Genomic DNA, 14,538 nt, shown 5'->3' with positions numbered 1-14,538 from the left:
GTTTATTTAATTGGCTTAATACTCATTCCGTCCCTGACTTTCAGCAGTGCGGTGGTGACGTACCGTTCGCCGGGCTTTATCCCTTCCAGAACTTGCCGGAGGGTGTCGCCTACCAGTTGGCCGGGTTCTATATGACGGTATTTTACTACGTTGGAGTCGTTTACGATATAGAGGAATTTCCCCAACTGGTCGGTGCCGATGGAGGCGTCGCGTACGAGCAGAGCGTCTTTTTGTTCGCTGTAAGGAAGGGTGATGGTTACATACAGGCCGCTTTTCAACTTTCCGTCTTTATTGTCGAGATTGGCACGTACGGTCAGGGTTCCGGTGGAAAGGTCGATGTTGGGGGAGAGATAATCGAGCTTTCCGATATAGCTTTGCCCGCTTTCGTGTCCGAGACGGACGATAACGTCACTGGGCATCTTTACTGTGGAATCGTTTTGGGCGGCGACCATCATCATCTTCATAAGCTGATTATCTTCAATGTTGAAGTATACGTACATCATGTCATCCTTATATAAGGTAGCAAGGGTAACAGGTTGCACGGAACCGTTGATATAGTTTCCGACATCATAACTCGCCTTGGTAATCCGTCCGTCGAATGGAGCGCGGATATAGCAGTAACCGAGGTTTGTCTTTGCCGTATTTAACTGAGCGGTCGCATTGCGCACGGAAGCTTCCATTTCTGCTACGGTCGATTGTGCCTGCAATACCTGTATCTGGCTGACAGCCCCGCTCTTTGCTGCTTCTGTCATCCGTTCGTAATTGCTGCGGGCATAGGCGAGTTGGGCTTGTGACGTTTTGAGTGCGGCTTCTGCCTGTGTTACATTATCTTCGTAAATATCCGGTTCGATGACGAATATCAGGTCGCCCTGTTTCACTTTCGCTCCGGCTTTCAGGTGGGACGCACGCAGGTAACCGTTTACACGAGCCACCAGATTGACTGTCTTATCCGAGCTTAGATATCCCGGATAGTCTTTCGTCAGCGTAATATCCTTTACCTCCGGAGTCGCTACGCTGATGGCTGGTGCCTGCATCGCTTCTTGGTTGTCTTTCTTCTTACTGCAGCCTGCCAGAAGCAACAGTGTAAACATCACGACTCCTGTCTGTATTAATTTCCTGTCCATATGTCTTTATTATTTTAGTTCTTAACTGTCAATTGTCACCTGTCAATTGTCCATTGTAACTTGCCCATCCTCCGCCTAACGCCTGGTATAGTTTGATAAGGCTCAGCAGGGAGTTTCCTTTGGCTTCCGTAAGTTGGTTCTCGTAAGTGAGCAGGGAGCGCTGGGCATCCAGCACGTTCTGGAACGGGGTCAATCCCTGTTTGTAGAGATCGAGTGAGAGGTTGAAGGTCTCTTTTCCCTGGTTCACGACTTCCCGCAGGGCTACAATCTGCTTGATGGAGTTCTTATAAGCGCTCATCGCATTCTCTACTTCCTGCACGGCAGTCAATACGTCTTGGTTGAATTGCCGTATCGATTCATCCAACTGGGCTTTGGCAAGCCGGGTAGCTTGTATCAGCTTGGTTCCCTGGAAGAAGTTCCAGGTGAGGGATGGGGCTATCTCGTATGTCAGGCTTTTGTGGTTGAACATTTTGTCGAAGTCGTGCGAAGCAAATCCTATAGACCCGTTTACGAAAACCTTCGGCCACCAGTCTGATTTGGATGCGCCTAAAGAGGCAGCCTGTGCATTCACCTGTCTTTCGGCGGCACGTATATCCGGACGACGGAGTAACAGGTTGGCCGGAATGCCTATGCCGACCATTTCCATATATTCAGGTAATGGTTTGGACGGCTCGGTAATGGGACGGATGTCCGAAGGGTAAATGCCAAGCAGAACACCTAAGGCATTGGTATATTTGATTATTTCAGCTTCGAGCATGGGTATGGAGGATTTGGTACTGTAATAGACGGATAGTGCTTGTGCTACGTCGAGTTTGGAAACCAAGCCGGTTTCGTATCTCTTTTCCGTGATTTTTACTACGGCCTGTTGTGAGGCACAGTTTTTTACCACTACTTCCATTTCCTGTTGTAATTCTCTCAGATTAATGTAGGCGGAGGCAACCTGTGCACAGAGTGATACCATGACGGCATTGTAATCTTCCTTGGAGGCAGCGAAGTTTTCTTTCTGTGCCTTTACACGGTTGCGGATACTGCCGAAGACGTCTATCTCCCAGTTCATGGAAAGGCTGGCATCACTGTATTGGGTAATGGATTGAGGGATACTGGTTGTATTCCCGCTGCTTTGCTGCCGTGTCCATCCGGCGGATAGTCCCAGTGTAGGAGAGTAGCTGCCTTGTTGGATGCGCAGGTTGGCTTTTGCCATGGCTATACGGTCTATCGCCATTTGCACGGAATAGTTTTGTTTGACAGCCACGTCGATTAAAGAATCCAGTACCGGGTCGTTAAAGTTCTTCCACCATTGGTCGTCTACCGGCAGTATCTGCTGGAAATTATCACCTTCCTCTGTCCATGTATCCGGCAAGGCATGTTCCAAATACGTATGTTCTGTCTGTGCGGAAAGCCTTAAGGTAAGGAACAGGCAGAGCATAGCATAACACCATATACGTCTATGCATAACTGTTTTTGTTTAGATTTAGCGCATAAAGAACAGTTATGGTCAGAGATTTGTTGATGTCTGTCCGGAATGTCTTTATCTTTGACGGCAAAAAAAGATACCGGTCATATGGCGAAGAAAGAAGAATATAAAGAAAAGAACCTGCAGTTTATAGAAGAGACAGCTTTGCAGGAGGGTGTCGTGAAACTACCTTGTGGAGTATTATACAAAGAACTTTTGAAGGGAAGCGGTACGGTCTCCCTGGAATTGAGTAGTGTAGTTTCAGTTCATTACCGTGGAACCTTGATTAACGGACGTGAATTTGATAACTCCTGGAAGCGAGGCTGCCCCGAAGCATTCCGCCTGAACCAGGTGATAGAAGGCTGGCAACAAGCCCTTTGTCAGATGCATGTTGGCGACCGTTGGTTGATTTACATCCCTTATACCTTAGGGTATGGAAGTCGCTCTTCCGGACCCATTCCCGGCTTTTCTACTTTAGTATTTGAAGTGGAATTGCTTAGTATTGCCTGATAACCGTCCTTGTTAGGACAGAGAGGGGGCTGTTACTTTCTTTTTTAGTTTCCGGTATACATAGATAAATGCCGGAACTAAAAACAGGTCGGCTGCTATCCAGGCGGTCGGGTCACCGTAGCAAACTGCCATGAAGCCGAATACCGGTACGGCATAGATACTGACTAACGTACGGGCTATCATTTCGGATACGCCTGAAAGCATGGCCAGATTGGTAAAGCCGGCCCCCTGTATCGTATAACGCAGGATGCAGAGTAGGCCTAATATCGGGAAAAACATAGAGGCGACATTCAGGAACAAGACGGTATTTTTCAGGATTTCCGTTTCCGAAGCGTCTACGAACATTAATGATAATTTCTCAGAACCGAATCTCAATACGATAAAGGTAAATACGGCATAGACCATCATCATTAAAACGCTTGCTTTTATTCCCAGCCAGATGCGCTCCGGTTTTCCCGCTCCGAAATTCTGTCCGCTGTAGGTTGCCATTGCAATACCGATACTTTCAAAAGCACAGAGGAAGAACATTTTAATACGTACAGCAGCGGTAAAGGCAGCTACGCAAGCTGTTCCCAATGCATTGTTTGCGCTTTGCAACATGATACTGCCGATAGCTGTAATGGAGAATTGCAATCCCATCGGTACCCCGATATATAATAATGTGCGTGCCAGTTGCGGCCGGAATTTTTTATCGTTGGCAGTACCTTTCAGTATGGCGAAGTGGCGGTACATATAGAAGTAACATAATAAAGCCGATACCCCTTGTGAAATAACCGTTGCAATGGCTGCACCCAATACGCCCCAGCCTAAAACAAGAATACAGAACAAATCGAGCACGATGTTCAATACCGTAGAGAAAAGCAAAAACCAGAAAGGGGTTTTACTGTCTCCTAATGCACGTATGATACAGGATAGAAGATTATAGAAGAAAGTACAAGGCACTCCGATAAAAGTAACCAACAGATAGTAGTAGGCCCCTTCAAAAATGTTTTCCGGGGTTTGCATCATTCTCAGAATGTCATCACAATATATACTGGTGATAATGGCAATCAATACGGACATTACTGTAGCAAGTTGTAAACTGACTGCCACATACCGTCGCATCGTTTTGTAATCCCTGGCTCCGAATTTCTGTGCTACCGGAATACCGAATCCACAACAACAACCGTTGCAAAAACCCAGAATAAGAAACACAACGGATGTACTCGCTCCAACTGAAGCAAGCGAATGGATTCCCAGAAATTTTCCAACAATAGCAGCGTCGACAAGTGAGTAAGTCTGCTGAAGTATATTACCAAGTAATAATGGGATAGTGAAGTTGAAGATAAGCGGTAAGGCGGCGCCCTCCGTCATTTCTTTAGTAGTAGCCATAAAGTAATAACCAAATTTGATGCAAAGATATGGAAAATGTGTTGCGAATGTATTCTATGAGTGTAAATATATCACACTTGTATAAATAAGATATGTTTGTGAATAGCGATGTGAGGAATAAAATCAATAGTTCTGTGTTTTTTTCGGAAATTCATGTTACGTTTGTTTCGGTCGCGTGTCTTTAGAATAGATATGGAACAAGAACAGTTTAAAATAGAAGTAGTACCATTACGGGGAAAGTTGGTAGGGTGTGCCCGCCGCTTGCTGGACGACCCACAGGATGTGGAGGATATCGTACAGGAAGTGTTCCTTAAATTATGGTATATCCGTGAAGAACTGGAACGCTATGATAGTATTGAGGCGCTTGCCGTACAGATTACGAAACACTTGTGCCTGAATCGTATCCGGGCGTTTCAATACAGGCAGGAAGAACTTCTCGACTCGAAAATGGAGGCTACAGGCTGTAACCCGTATACCGAGCTGGAACAGAAAGACAGTGTTAGCCGAGTTTTGCATATTATGGAACAATTGCCGGGGCTTCAACAAACCATACTCCGCATGAAGCATGTGGAGGGTTTCGAGATAAAAGAAATTGCAGAACTGACAGGCAGTTCACCGGAAGCGGTCCGCGTAAATCTTTCACGGGCACGTAAAAAAGTAAAAGAATTATTTTTAAAAATGTAACATGATGCAATCAGACGAATATACTTATATCGAGAATTTGCTGGAACGTTTCTTTGAAGGAGAAACTTCCAATGCAGAAGAACGGGAACTATATGCTTTCTTTGCTCGCCCGGATTTGCCGGAACATTTGAAGTCTTATAAACCTCTATTTGAATATTTTGAAACGGGAATAGCAGATGAGGTGAAAGAAGATATACCTGTTCCCAAACCTTCTCTGAAAGTCCCTTTTATGAAAAAGTGGTTATGGATAGGTATCGCTGTGGCTGCTTCTTTGTTGTTATTCTTATTATTGAATAAAGGTGATGGTGGCCGGGAGGAGGATTTTAATCCGTATGCCGGCAGCTATATCATACGAAACGGCGTGAAGACGGAGATACCCGAAGAGGTGGCGCGTGAACTGGATAAGGTAATCCGCGATTCGGAGAAACGCCAGTATGAAAAGGAACACCAGGCGCTTCGTCCGGTTCGGCAACACCGCGAAACGATGGAGAATATAGAGCGTATAGAGAATGAATCCGAACAATTGGAGAGACGGATTACCCGGTTGGAAGAACATCTTAATAATAAATAGATATATGAAGACAAAGAAGATTATTTTATCGATGGCTTTGCTTATTGCCGGAGCATCGGCAGGCGAACTGGTGGCTCAAGAACATCTGAATGCTCTGATGAAGAAATGCGAATCGCTTGACAACGTCAGTGTGGAGATTATTTACAACAAAGATCCGAAGACAAAGAAACCGGAAAAGAATGTAGTTTCCGTTACATTTTATCGACAGGAGAATGCGAAATTGTTGAATGATTTCCTGGATGCTTTTAAGAAGGACAGGGAGGTCGCCTACAGGGTGATGGAAGAGAAAATAAATGGCAAAGTAACGCCTTCACTGTACCGGTTTAGTGGAGCGGGGGATACGGATATTACTTATACGGTGGAAGAGGTGAAAAGTGTATTTCCTAAAAATTCTCCCCACTATAAGGAAAAGGGGGATATACGGATAACGAAGGTGGAACGGTTCAACTACAGTCAACAAGGAGGGTGATACCTACTTTTGGCTTGACCCAAAAGTAGGCAAAAAGTCAAGGCTGCAGCGGTCAGGCTACTCCGGCGAAAGACTACGCTGTCGCAGCGGAACTCGCTTCGCTCAAACAGCCGCTGCTCCGGACGCTTTGTCTTTCACCTGCGCTTAACGCCTGACCGCTGAGGCCGTACTATAGGAAGCTCTGCTTCCTTTTAGGATTGCCGATACTGATAGTTTTTGCTGTTAGTATCGGTTTTTTATTTATATTTGTGTTTTCGTGTTGATATTCTCGTTCTTAGCCGTTGTTTGGCAAAACGATTTTGAAAAGAAGGAACAAATAACAAACAAATTCATAAGACTTAAAATGATGCAGAGTATTCAGCAATCCCAGCGTCTAAACGTTGTGGATGCCCTCCGTGGTTTTGCCTTGTTGGCGATTGTATTACTACACAATCTGGAGCATTACAATATCTTTTATATTCCCGAATCTGTGCCTGTCTGGTTGCAGGCTGTGGATAAATGTATGTGGGATAGTTTTTTCTTTCTTTTCGGTGGAAAAGCGTATGCTACATTTTCTTTACTTTTCGGTTTTAGCTTTTTTATTCAGTTTCACCATGCAGAGCAGAAAGGGATAGATTTCAGGGGACGTTTTGCGTGGCGGTTGGTATTGTTGTTCATGTTCTCCCAGCTTCATGCGTTGTTTTACGACGGCGATATTTTGCTACTTTATGCAGTTGTCGGTTTTGCCCTTATTCCGGTGAGCAAGTTAAAAGATAAAGTTGTTTTCTGGATTGCATTATGTTTGTTATTTCAACCTTTCGAATGGGGTAGAATGTTGTATGCGGTGATTAATCCGGAATATGTTGTAGCCGGAAACAACAACTCGATTTACGGCGCTCTGGCAGAAGAGGCTACTAAAAACGGGACGTTCTGGGAAGTATTGCGTAGTAATATCTGGAACGGCCAGTTATACAGTAATTTCTGGCAGGTGGAAAACGGACGGTTATTCCAGACAGCAGCCCTGTTTATGTTTGGCATGCTGTTGGGGCGTAGAGGATGTTTCATCAAAAGTCCGGATACGGTTCGTTTTTGGAAACAAATTTTAGGGATAGGCATTATCTCTTTCATCCCTTTATATCTGCTTCGAACTATTGTTCCCGCTCATATAACGAATCCGTCTATATTGATTCCATATAAAATTGCTATCTCTTCCCTTTGCAATTTTGCTTTCATGCTTATTCTGGTTTCTGCTTTCACTCTGTTTTGGTTTAAGAAGGAAGACGGATATAAATGGCAAAATTTTATTATCCCCTTTGGCCGTATGAGTTTAACCAACTATATCTCACAATCCATAATAGGAGGATTCATTTACTATGGCTTTGGTCTGGCATTGTACCGTGTTACCGGTGCCACTGCCTCTATATTTATTGGACTATTCATCTTTACCCTTTTGTTGTTATTTAGCTATTACTGGCTGGCACGTCACAAACAAGGTCCTTTGGAATATCTGTGGAAGAAAGGAACTTGGATTGGAAACAAGAACAGATATAAATAATTTCATAAATATAAAAAAGAACCGATACCGACAGTAAAAAGGAGCTATTTCTATTATAACTGTCAGTGTCGGCAATCCTAAGGCAAAGCATCGCTTTGCTATTTCCGGCCTCATCCGGTGAGCGTAAAGCGGAGCATCCGTAGTAAGCGTCCGGAGCAGCGGTTGTTTGAGCGAAGCGAGTTCCGCTGCGACAGCGAACGAAGGATGCGGAGTAGCTCACCGGATGGAGCCTTGAACTTTTGATTACTTTTCTTTCAAGAGAAAAGTATTTTCAATCTGTTCCTGTACAATCGCATCCACCACCGCAACCGTAGTCAGATTTACAATATCGCGTGTAGAGCTTTCCACATCTGTGAAATGGATAGGCTTGTTCAATCCCATCTGGATCGGGCCGATTGTTTCTGTTATTCCCAGCGCATCAAGTAATTTGTAAGCACTGTTAGCCGAGCTCAGGTTCGGGAATACAAGTGCATTTACATCTTTTCCTTTCAGCTTGTTGAACGGATACATTTCGTCGCGTAATTTCTTATCAAAAGCAAAGTTGACCTGCATTTCACCGTCGATCAGGATTTCAGGATAGTTCTTGTGCAGATAGTCGATCGCTTCGTGGACTTTCAACGGGCTACCTTGTTTATCGGAACCGAAGTTTGAGTAAGACAACATCGCCATAACCGGCTCATGAGCAAAGAATTTCACTGCATCATTTGTCAGGCGGGCAATGTCAATCAATACTTCAGTAGAAGGATGACGGTTGATTAAGGTGTCGGCCATAAAATAAGTACCCTTCTTGCAGGTAATAATATTCATAGCGCCGAAATGCTTGTATGACGGACGGATACCGATGATTTCTTCAGCCAGCTTCGTTACTTCCGAATAACGGCTGTATACACCGGTAACGAATGCGTCTGCATCCCCGGTTGCAACCATCATCATACCAAAAGCATTGCGTCCTACCATCTTTTCGCGAGCTTCCGAGAAAGTAACCCCTTCGCGTGCTTTCTTTTCAGAGAGGATGCGTGCATAACGGTTACGGCGTTCTTCTTCACGGTCGTGACGTAAGTTGACAATTTCGATACCTTCAAGACTCAGGTTCTCTTCGGCTGCCAGTTTCTGCAAACGTTCTTCGTTACCCAACAGGATAGGATTACAGATACCTTCAGCTTTAGCCTCGACAGCCGCTTTCAGCATATTAACATGGTTCGCTTCGGCAAATACCACACGTTTAGGATTTGCTTTTGCCATATCGGTGAAAGAACGAAGCATCTTATTATCATACCCCATCATTTCACGCAGGTGGTTCGCATAACTGTCCCAATCTGTGATTGTTTTGCGGGAAACGCCCGATTCGATAGCCGCTTTGGCAACAGCAACGGAAACACGAGTCAGCAAACGCGGGTCAAGCGGTTTCGGAAGGATATAATCGCGTCCAAAGGAAGTGCGTTTCAGCTTATAGGCTGCATTAACAACATCGGGAACCGGCTCTTTGGCAAGGTCGGCGATAGCATGAACGGCTGCCAGTTTCATTTCTTCGTTGATAGCTTTTGCATGTACATCCAAAGCACCGCGGAAGATATAGGGGAAACCTAATACATTGTTAATCTGGTTCGGATAGTCAGAGCGTCCAGTTGCGAAAATAATATCGTCGCGCGAATCCATTGCGTCTGCATACGAGATTTCCGGGTTCGGATTAGCAAGAGCAAATACGATCGGGTTTTCGTTCATCGAACGAACCATTTCTTTTGTCAGTACGTTTGCAACGGAAAGCCCGAGGAATACGTCACATCCGGCAACAGCTTCTTCCAGCGTAGTAATATCACGGTCTGTAGCAAATTCTTTTTTGGAAGCATTCAGGTTCGTACGTTTATTGGAGATAACACCTTTACTGTCGCACATAACAATATTTTCTTTGCGTGCTCCCAGCATCACATATAATTTCGTACATGAGATGGAGGCGGCTCCTGCGCCGTTTACCACAATCTTCACTTCTTCAATTTTCTTACCGGTCAGTTCCAATGCATTCAGCAGACCTGCGGCAGAGATAATAGCCGTACCGTGCTGGTCGTCGTGCATTACCGGAATGTCCAGTTCTTCTTTCAGGCGTGTTTCAATTTCGAAACATTCCGGAGCTTTAATATCTTCCAGGTTGATACCACCGAATGTCGGTGCGATTGCTTTTACGGTCTGGATAAATTTCTCCGGATCCTTTTCGTTTACTTCGATATCGAAAACATCGATGCCTGCGAATATTTTAAACAGAAGACCCTTGCCTTCCATTACCGGTTTTCCTGCCATCGGACCTATATCTCCCAGTCCTAATACAGCGGTACCGTTTGAAATAACAGCTACCAGATTACCTTTTGATGTATATTTGTATGCATCCAGTGGATTTTTCTCGATTTCAAGACATGGTTCAGCCACGCCGGGAGAATAAGCCAATGATAAGTCTGTTTGTGTACTGTAGGGTTTTGTGGGAATTACTTCAATTTTCCCGGGTTTGCCTTCGGCATGATACCGGAGTGCTTCTTCTTTTGTTATCTTTGCCATAGTATTATATTTTATTGCTATGTGTTAGTTTATAAAAACCGACCACAAAAGTAACAAATTATTAGATATGTGGTGCTGTTTGCTTACATTTAGATGTAAATAAATCCTTTATTTGTTCGAATAATTATAAATAATTGTGATATGTTTGAGAAAATCGTAGTTATTGATCCTACGGGATTGAACCGTGACGCATCCGTACGTCTGTCTTCCTTTGCTACAGATGTTGTATTTTATAAAGATATACCTCAGACAGACGAAGAAAAAATCAACCGTATCGGTAATGCCGATTGTGTATTGGTTTCTTATAATACACAAATCCGCCGCAATGTAATAGAGGCATGCCCGAATATCAGGTATATAGGAATGTGTTGTTCTTTGTATAGCGAAGAAAGTGCTAACGTGGATATTGCTGCTGCCCGGGAACACGGGATAACTGTATTGGGTATTCGCGATTATGGCGATGAAGGGGTTGTGGAGTATGTCATCAGTGAACTGGTACGTTTGCTTCATGGCTTTGGCGGCAAACAATGGAAACATGAAGTGTATGAACTGACCGGGCAAAAGATTGGCATTATCGGTTTGGGACGTACGGGAAAGATGATTGCCGATGCACTCCGTTTTCTGGGTGCCGAAGTTTCTTATTATGGACGCAACCGGAAACCGGAAGCTGAAGAGGATGGCTTTGCCTATTATCCGTTGCATGAGTTATTGGAGCATGTAGACATCCTGTGTACTTGTCTGCCAAGAAATACGTTTATTTTGGGTGCGGAAGAATTCCGTCGTTTTGGTAACCGGAAAATTCTGGTTAATACATCCGTAGGTCCGACATTCCGTTTGCCGGACTTGCAACGATGGCTGAGTGGTCATACTCATAATTTTTATCTCTGTGACGGGGTAGGGATTGGGAATCATGCCGAGGCACTTACTATGTTTGATAATGTATTGTATACACCGAAAGTATCAGGACATTCCGTACAGTGTATGCAGCGTTTGTCTGAGAAAGTGATTGCGAATATAGAATCATTCTTACAGCTCTAACATTGCATGTTTCAGTGATTTGTTGTATCTTCGTCCCCTCAATTGTGATCGGGGCTCGATGAAACAGACAATGGTAAAATATATGAAATGGCTGTTGCCGGTATGCTTTATTGTGTACTACAGCAGCATTTCGATGTTTATGCATGCTCATATAGAGCATGGTACGACTATTGTCCATTCGCATCCGTTTAAAAAAACGTCCGATGGCACATGCCATCATCACTCTTCCCTCTCTGAAATACAGTTATTCCATTTCCTGACGACTGTTCAGGTGGAAGACGGGGCTGTTCATCCGTTGCAATTGCATTTCTATGCTCAAAAGATTTTCAATATATTAAGCTATCCGGTCTCTCCGGAATACCTTCTCCCCATATTGGGGAAACTATCCCTTCGCGCCCCTCCTGTTTTTTCATAAATAACCAGAAATGAATTTATCTCATAGTTTGCGGTGTCGCAGATTATGGGAGAGGTATGATTGTACACGCTGCTGTAAAAGTCTGTGAAGGCTCTTAGGCTTGTCTGCTTTATACCTTATATAGTTACCTATATTCAATTATTATTTAATTAATCACCAATGAATAAAATTATTACACTTATGTTATGTCTGTGCTGTATCTTGTCGGTTGCACAGGCAGAAGATGCACCTGTGTTGAACCCGTCTGATGCGAATATCGTAGGACATGTGATCGACAAAAAGACAGGAGAGCATCTCTCTTTTATTAATATTTTCCTGAAGGGAACTACAATGGGAGCCTCGACGGATAATACAGGCCATTATTACCTGAAGAATTTGCCGGAAGGTAAATTTGTTTTAATCATGAAGACCTTGGGATACAAAACGGTGGAAGTACCGGTTACCCTGAAAAAAGGAAAGACGTTGGAAATCAATTTCGAAGCGGAAGAAGATGCCGTTTCGTTGGATGGGGTAGTTGTATCGGCCAATCGTAATGAGACAACCCGCCGTCTTGCTCCGTCGTTGGTAAATGTACTCGATTCGAAAGCTTTTGAAACAGTTCATGCCACTTCATTGGCAGACGGTTTGAACTTCCAGCCGGGGGTACGTGTGGAAAACAACTGCCAGAATTGTGGTTTCCAGCAGGTTCGTATCAATGGTCTGGAAGGTCCTTATACGCAGATGTTGATGGACAGCCGCCCTATCTTTAGTGCCTTGACAGGTGTATACGGTTTGGAACAGATTCCGGCGAATATGATTGAACGTGTAGAAATTATGCGTGGAGGTGGTTCAGCTTTGTTCGGTTCATCTGCGATTGCCGGAACTATCAATATTATAACGAAAGAACCGATGCGCAATTCAGCCCAACTTGCCCATTCGCTTACTGTGATTGGAGGTAGCAGTCCAGATAACAATACGACACTGAATGCTTCGTTAGTTACAGACGACCATAAAGCAGGTGTTTATCTGTTCGGTCAGCATCGAAACCGTGCCTCTTTCGATTATGATGGTGATGGATTTTCCGAGTTGGGACAGTTGGATGGAAAAACGATCGGTTTCCGTTCATATTTGAAAACGAGCCTGTATTCCAAACTGACATTCGAATATCATAACATCAGTGAATTTCGCCGTGGTGGTAATCTGATAGACCGCCCGCCCCATGAAGCAGATGTGGCAGAACAAACAGATCATAATATTAATGGGGGAGGGCTGAAATTCGACCTTTTCTCCAAAGATTACAAACACCGCCTGAATGCTTATGCTTCCAGCCAGCATACCAAGCGTAAGAGTTATTACGGTACCGGACAAAATCCGAATGCCTATGGAAGTACTACCGATCTTACTTTTATCGGTGGCGCACAGTATTCCTATGAATGGGATAAGTGTCTCTTTATGCCAGCGCAGTTTACAGGTGGTGCCGAATATAGTTTCGACGATTTGCGTGACGAGATGCTCGGCTATAACCGTGTGATTGCGCAAAAAGTCCATATTGGTAGTATGTTTCTTCAGAACGAGTGGAAGACCAAAAAATGGAGTTTCCTGATCGGTGCCCGTCTGGATAAGCACAATCTGATAAATCATGTGATATTCAGTCCGCGTGCTAATGTCCGTTTCAATCCGACGGAAAATCTTAACTTCCGTGTTTCTTATTCAAGCGGTTTCCGTGCCCCGCAGGCGTTTGACGAGGATTTGCACGTTACGGCAGTGGGTGGTGACGTAGCAATTATTCGCTTGGCAGACAATCTGAAAGAAGAAAACTCGCAAAGTATCAGTGCTTCTGTGGACTTTTACCATCGTTTTGGTGCAGTACAGACTAATTTTCTGGTGGAAGGTTTCTATACAGATTTGAGAAATGTGTTTGTGCTGGAAGAAATAGGGCGTGATGACCAGAATAATATTATTATGGAACGTCGTAACGGGAAAGGCGCCCGCGTGATGGGGATTAACCTGGAGGGTAAAGTTGCATACGAATGGATGCAGGTGCAAGCTGGTTTTACCTTGCAGCGTAGTCGTTATAAAGAAGCAGAGAAATGGAGTGATAATGATAATATTGTTCCTCAGAAAAAAATGTTCCGTTCGCCGGATTTATACGGTTACCTGACTTCGACTTTCACTCCGGTGAAACGTTTTACCGCTTCGCTGACAGGTACTTATACCGGCAGTATGTTGGTTCAGCACTTGAAAGGATATATTCCGGAAGACCGTGAAGAGAAAACTCGCGACTTCTTCGATATGAATATTAAACTGGCTTACGACTTCCCAATCTTCAAGTCGGTGACTTTGCAGGTAAACGGTGGCGTACAGAATATCTTCAATGCATACCAGAATGACTTCGATCAAGGTAAAGACCGTGACTCTAAATATATCTATGGTCCGGGTATTCCGCGTAGTTATTTTGTCGGTTGTAAGATAAGTTATTAAAATAAGCAACATCGCAGATTACAATCAAAAGCAGAGCGTAGCGAATCAACTGGATTAGTGTTTTCTACGCTCTGTTTTTAGTCTATGAGTGGCACAAAAAAAACATCACAAATGTACCCTCCCCATAGATATTTACGAAAGAAATACCATAATCCCGGACCGTATCTCGATTATTTGCTATATTTGAGGGTGTAAGCCTTGAGCTATCAGAAGCTTGTGATAAAACGGTACCCGGCAACTGCGTTATGGAATGAAGTATTTCATGGATAAAAAGTAGCTTCGGTTAATCGAAGCTATAATTGAGTAAGTGGCAAGCCGCCGACACTTGGATAATGAAGTAAAAAAAGAGAATTTAATAGGAATAA

At 44.0% G+C, this 14,538-nt stretch carries 12 protein-coding genes; 8 read left to right on the top strand and 4 right to left on the bottom strand.

All coding sequences use genetic code 11. The features are described from left to right. Window positions 1–2: 2 nt before the first annotated feature. Both ACGE0T_RS12135 and ACGE0T_RS12130 read right to left on the bottom strand, forming a co-directional pair. Window positions 3–1,124 (bottom strand): efflux RND transporter periplasmic adaptor subunit, encoded by a 1,122-nt coding sequence (locus ACGE0T_RS12135; protein WP_459186903.1) that lies wholly within the window; start codon window positions 1,122–1,124, stop codon window positions 3–5. A 28-nt stretch (window positions 1,125–1,152) separates the two neighbouring features. After that, a complete protein-coding gene (locus ACGE0T_RS12130) occupies window positions 1,153–2,577 on the bottom strand; it encodes an efflux transporter outer membrane subunit (RefSeq protein ID WP_459186902.1) in 1,425 nt (474 codons plus the stop codon). A gap of 108 nt (window positions 2,578–2,685) precedes the next feature. On the opposite strand from ACGE0T_RS12130, the gene ACGE0T_RS12125 reads away from it, so the two are divergent. Further along, the gene (locus ACGE0T_RS12125) at window positions 2,686–3,087 is read left to right on the top strand and encodes an FKBP-type peptidyl-prolyl cis-trans isomerase (protein WP_459186901.1); all 402 of its coding nucleotides are present in this window, start codon (window positions 2,686–2,688) and stop codon (window positions 3,085–3,087) included. Between the two features lie 12 nt (window positions 3,088–3,099). On the opposite strand, the gene ACGE0T_RS12120 is transcribed toward ACGE0T_RS12125, so the two are convergent. Further along, the gene (locus ACGE0T_RS12120) at window positions 3,100–4,458 is read right to left on the bottom strand and encodes an MATE family efflux transporter (protein ID WP_459186900.1); all 1,359 of its coding nucleotides are present in this window, start codon (window positions 4,456–4,458) and stop codon (window positions 3,100–3,102) included. Between the two features lie 192 nt (window positions 4,459–4,650). Here ACGE0T_RS12120 and ACGE0T_RS12115 point away from each other — a divergent pair, with 192 nt between their 5' ends. From ACGE0T_RS12115 to ACGE0T_RS12100, 4 genes are all read left to right on the top strand, one after another. Then, entirely contained in the window at window positions 4,651–5,142 is a 492-nt protein-coding gene (locus tag ACGE0T_RS12115) for an RNA polymerase sigma factor (RefSeq protein WP_459186899.1), read from the top strand. Between the two features lies 1 nt (window position 5,143). Next, window positions 5,144–5,713: a hypothetical protein gene (locus ACGE0T_RS12110; RefSeq protein ID WP_459186898.1), complete on the top strand. Its 570-nt coding sequence runs from the start codon at window positions 5,144–5,146 to the stop codon at window positions 5,711–5,713. Between the two features lie 4 nt (window positions 5,714–5,717). After that, on the top strand, window positions 5,718–6,182 hold the full coding sequence (locus tag ACGE0T_RS12105; protein WP_459186897.1) for a DUF5024 domain-containing protein: 465 nt from the start codon (window positions 5,718–5,720) through the stop codon (window positions 6,180–6,182). A 343-nt stretch (window positions 6,183–6,525) separates the two neighbouring features. After that, a complete protein-coding gene (locus ACGE0T_RS12100) occupies window positions 6,526–7,716 on the top strand; it encodes a DUF418 domain-containing protein (RefSeq protein ID WP_459186896.1) in 1,191 nt (396 codons plus the stop codon). Between the two features lie 243 nt (window positions 7,717–7,959). Here the strand turns inward: ACGE0T_RS12100 and ACGE0T_RS12095 are convergent, their stop codons facing one another. After that, a complete protein-coding gene (locus tag ACGE0T_RS12095; protein WP_459186895.1) occupies window positions 7,960–10,260 on the bottom strand; it encodes an NADP-dependent malic enzyme in 2,301 nt (766 codons plus the stop codon). A gap of 141 nt (window positions 10,261–10,401) precedes the next feature. Between ACGE0T_RS12095 and ACGE0T_RS12090 the strand changes: the two genes are divergently transcribed. The 3 genes from ACGE0T_RS12090 to ACGE0T_RS12080 all read left to right on the top strand — a co-directional run bounded on the left by ACGE0T_RS12090 (window position 10,402) and on the right by ACGE0T_RS12080 (window position 14,173). Continuing rightward, window positions 10,402–11,298: a D-isomer specific 2-hydroxyacid dehydrogenase family protein gene (locus ACGE0T_RS12090; protein WP_459186894.1), complete on the top strand. Its 897-nt coding sequence runs from the start codon at window positions 10,402–10,404 to the stop codon at window positions 11,296–11,298. Between the two features lie 58 nt (window positions 11,299–11,356). Beyond that, a complete protein-coding gene (locus ACGE0T_RS12085; RefSeq protein ID WP_459186893.1) occupies window positions 11,357–11,713 on the top strand; it encodes a hypothetical protein in 357 nt (118 codons plus the stop codon). 159 nt (window positions 11,714–11,872) lie between these two features. After that, window positions 11,873–14,173 (top strand): TonB-dependent receptor, encoded by a 2,301-nt coding sequence (locus tag ACGE0T_RS12080; protein WP_459186892.1) that lies wholly within the window; start codon window positions 11,873–11,875, stop codon window positions 14,171–14,173. Window positions 14,174–14,538: the final 365 nt, after the last annotated feature.

Source organism: Parabacteroides sp. APC149_11_2_Y6 (assembly GCF_054506995.1).
This window is presented reverse-complemented; position numbering and strand designations above follow the sequence as displayed.

What these genes read in the sequence shown, in the direction of transcription:
- ACGE0T_RS12125 (WP_459186901.1), top strand. Translation starts at nt 2,686, where the DNA reads ATGGCGAAGAAAGAAGAATATAAAGAAAAGAACCTGCAGTTTATAGAA.
- ACGE0T_RS12105 (WP_459186897.1), top strand. Translation starts at nt 5,718, where the DNA reads ATGAAGACAAAGAAGATTATTTTATCGATGGCTTTGCTTATTGCCGGA.
- ACGE0T_RS12110 (WP_459186898.1), top strand. Translation starts at nt 5,144, where the DNA reads ATGATGCAATCAGACGAATATACTTATATCGAGAATTTGCTGGAACGT.
- ACGE0T_RS12115 (WP_459186899.1), top strand. Translation starts at nt 4,651, where the DNA reads ATGGAACAAGAACAGTTTAAAATAGAAGTAGTACCATTACGGGGAAAG.
- ACGE0T_RS12095 (WP_459186895.1), bottom strand. Translation starts at nt 10,260, where the DNA reads ATGGCAAAGATAACAAAAGAAGAAGCACTCCGGTATCATGCCGAAGGC.
- ACGE0T_RS12120 (WP_459186900.1), bottom strand. Translation starts at nt 4,458, where the DNA reads ATGGCTACTACTAAAGAAATGACGGAGGGCGCCGCCTTACCGCTTATC.
- ACGE0T_RS12130 (WP_459186902.1), bottom strand. Translation starts at nt 2,577, where the DNA reads ATGCATAGACGTATATGGTGTTATGCTATGCTCTGCCTGTTCCTTACC.
- ACGE0T_RS12090 (WP_459186894.1), top strand. Translation starts at nt 10,402, where the DNA reads ATGTTTGAGAAAATCGTAGTTATTGATCCTACGGGATTGAACCGTGAC.
- ACGE0T_RS12085 (WP_459186893.1), top strand. Translation starts at nt 11,357, where the DNA reads ATGAAACAGACAATGGTAAAATATATGAAATGGCTGTTGCCGGTATGC.
- ACGE0T_RS12100 (WP_459186896.1), top strand. Translation starts at nt 6,526, where the DNA reads ATGATGCAGAGTATTCAGCAATCCCAGCGTCTAAACGTTGTGGATGCC.
- ACGE0T_RS12135 (WP_459186903.1), bottom strand. Translation starts at nt 1,124, where the DNA reads ATGGACAGGAAATTAATACAGACAGGAGTCGTGATGTTTACACTGTTG.
- ACGE0T_RS12080 (WP_459186892.1), top strand. Translation starts at nt 11,873, where the DNA reads ATGAATAAAATTATTACACTTATGTTATGTCTGTGCTGTATCTTGTCG.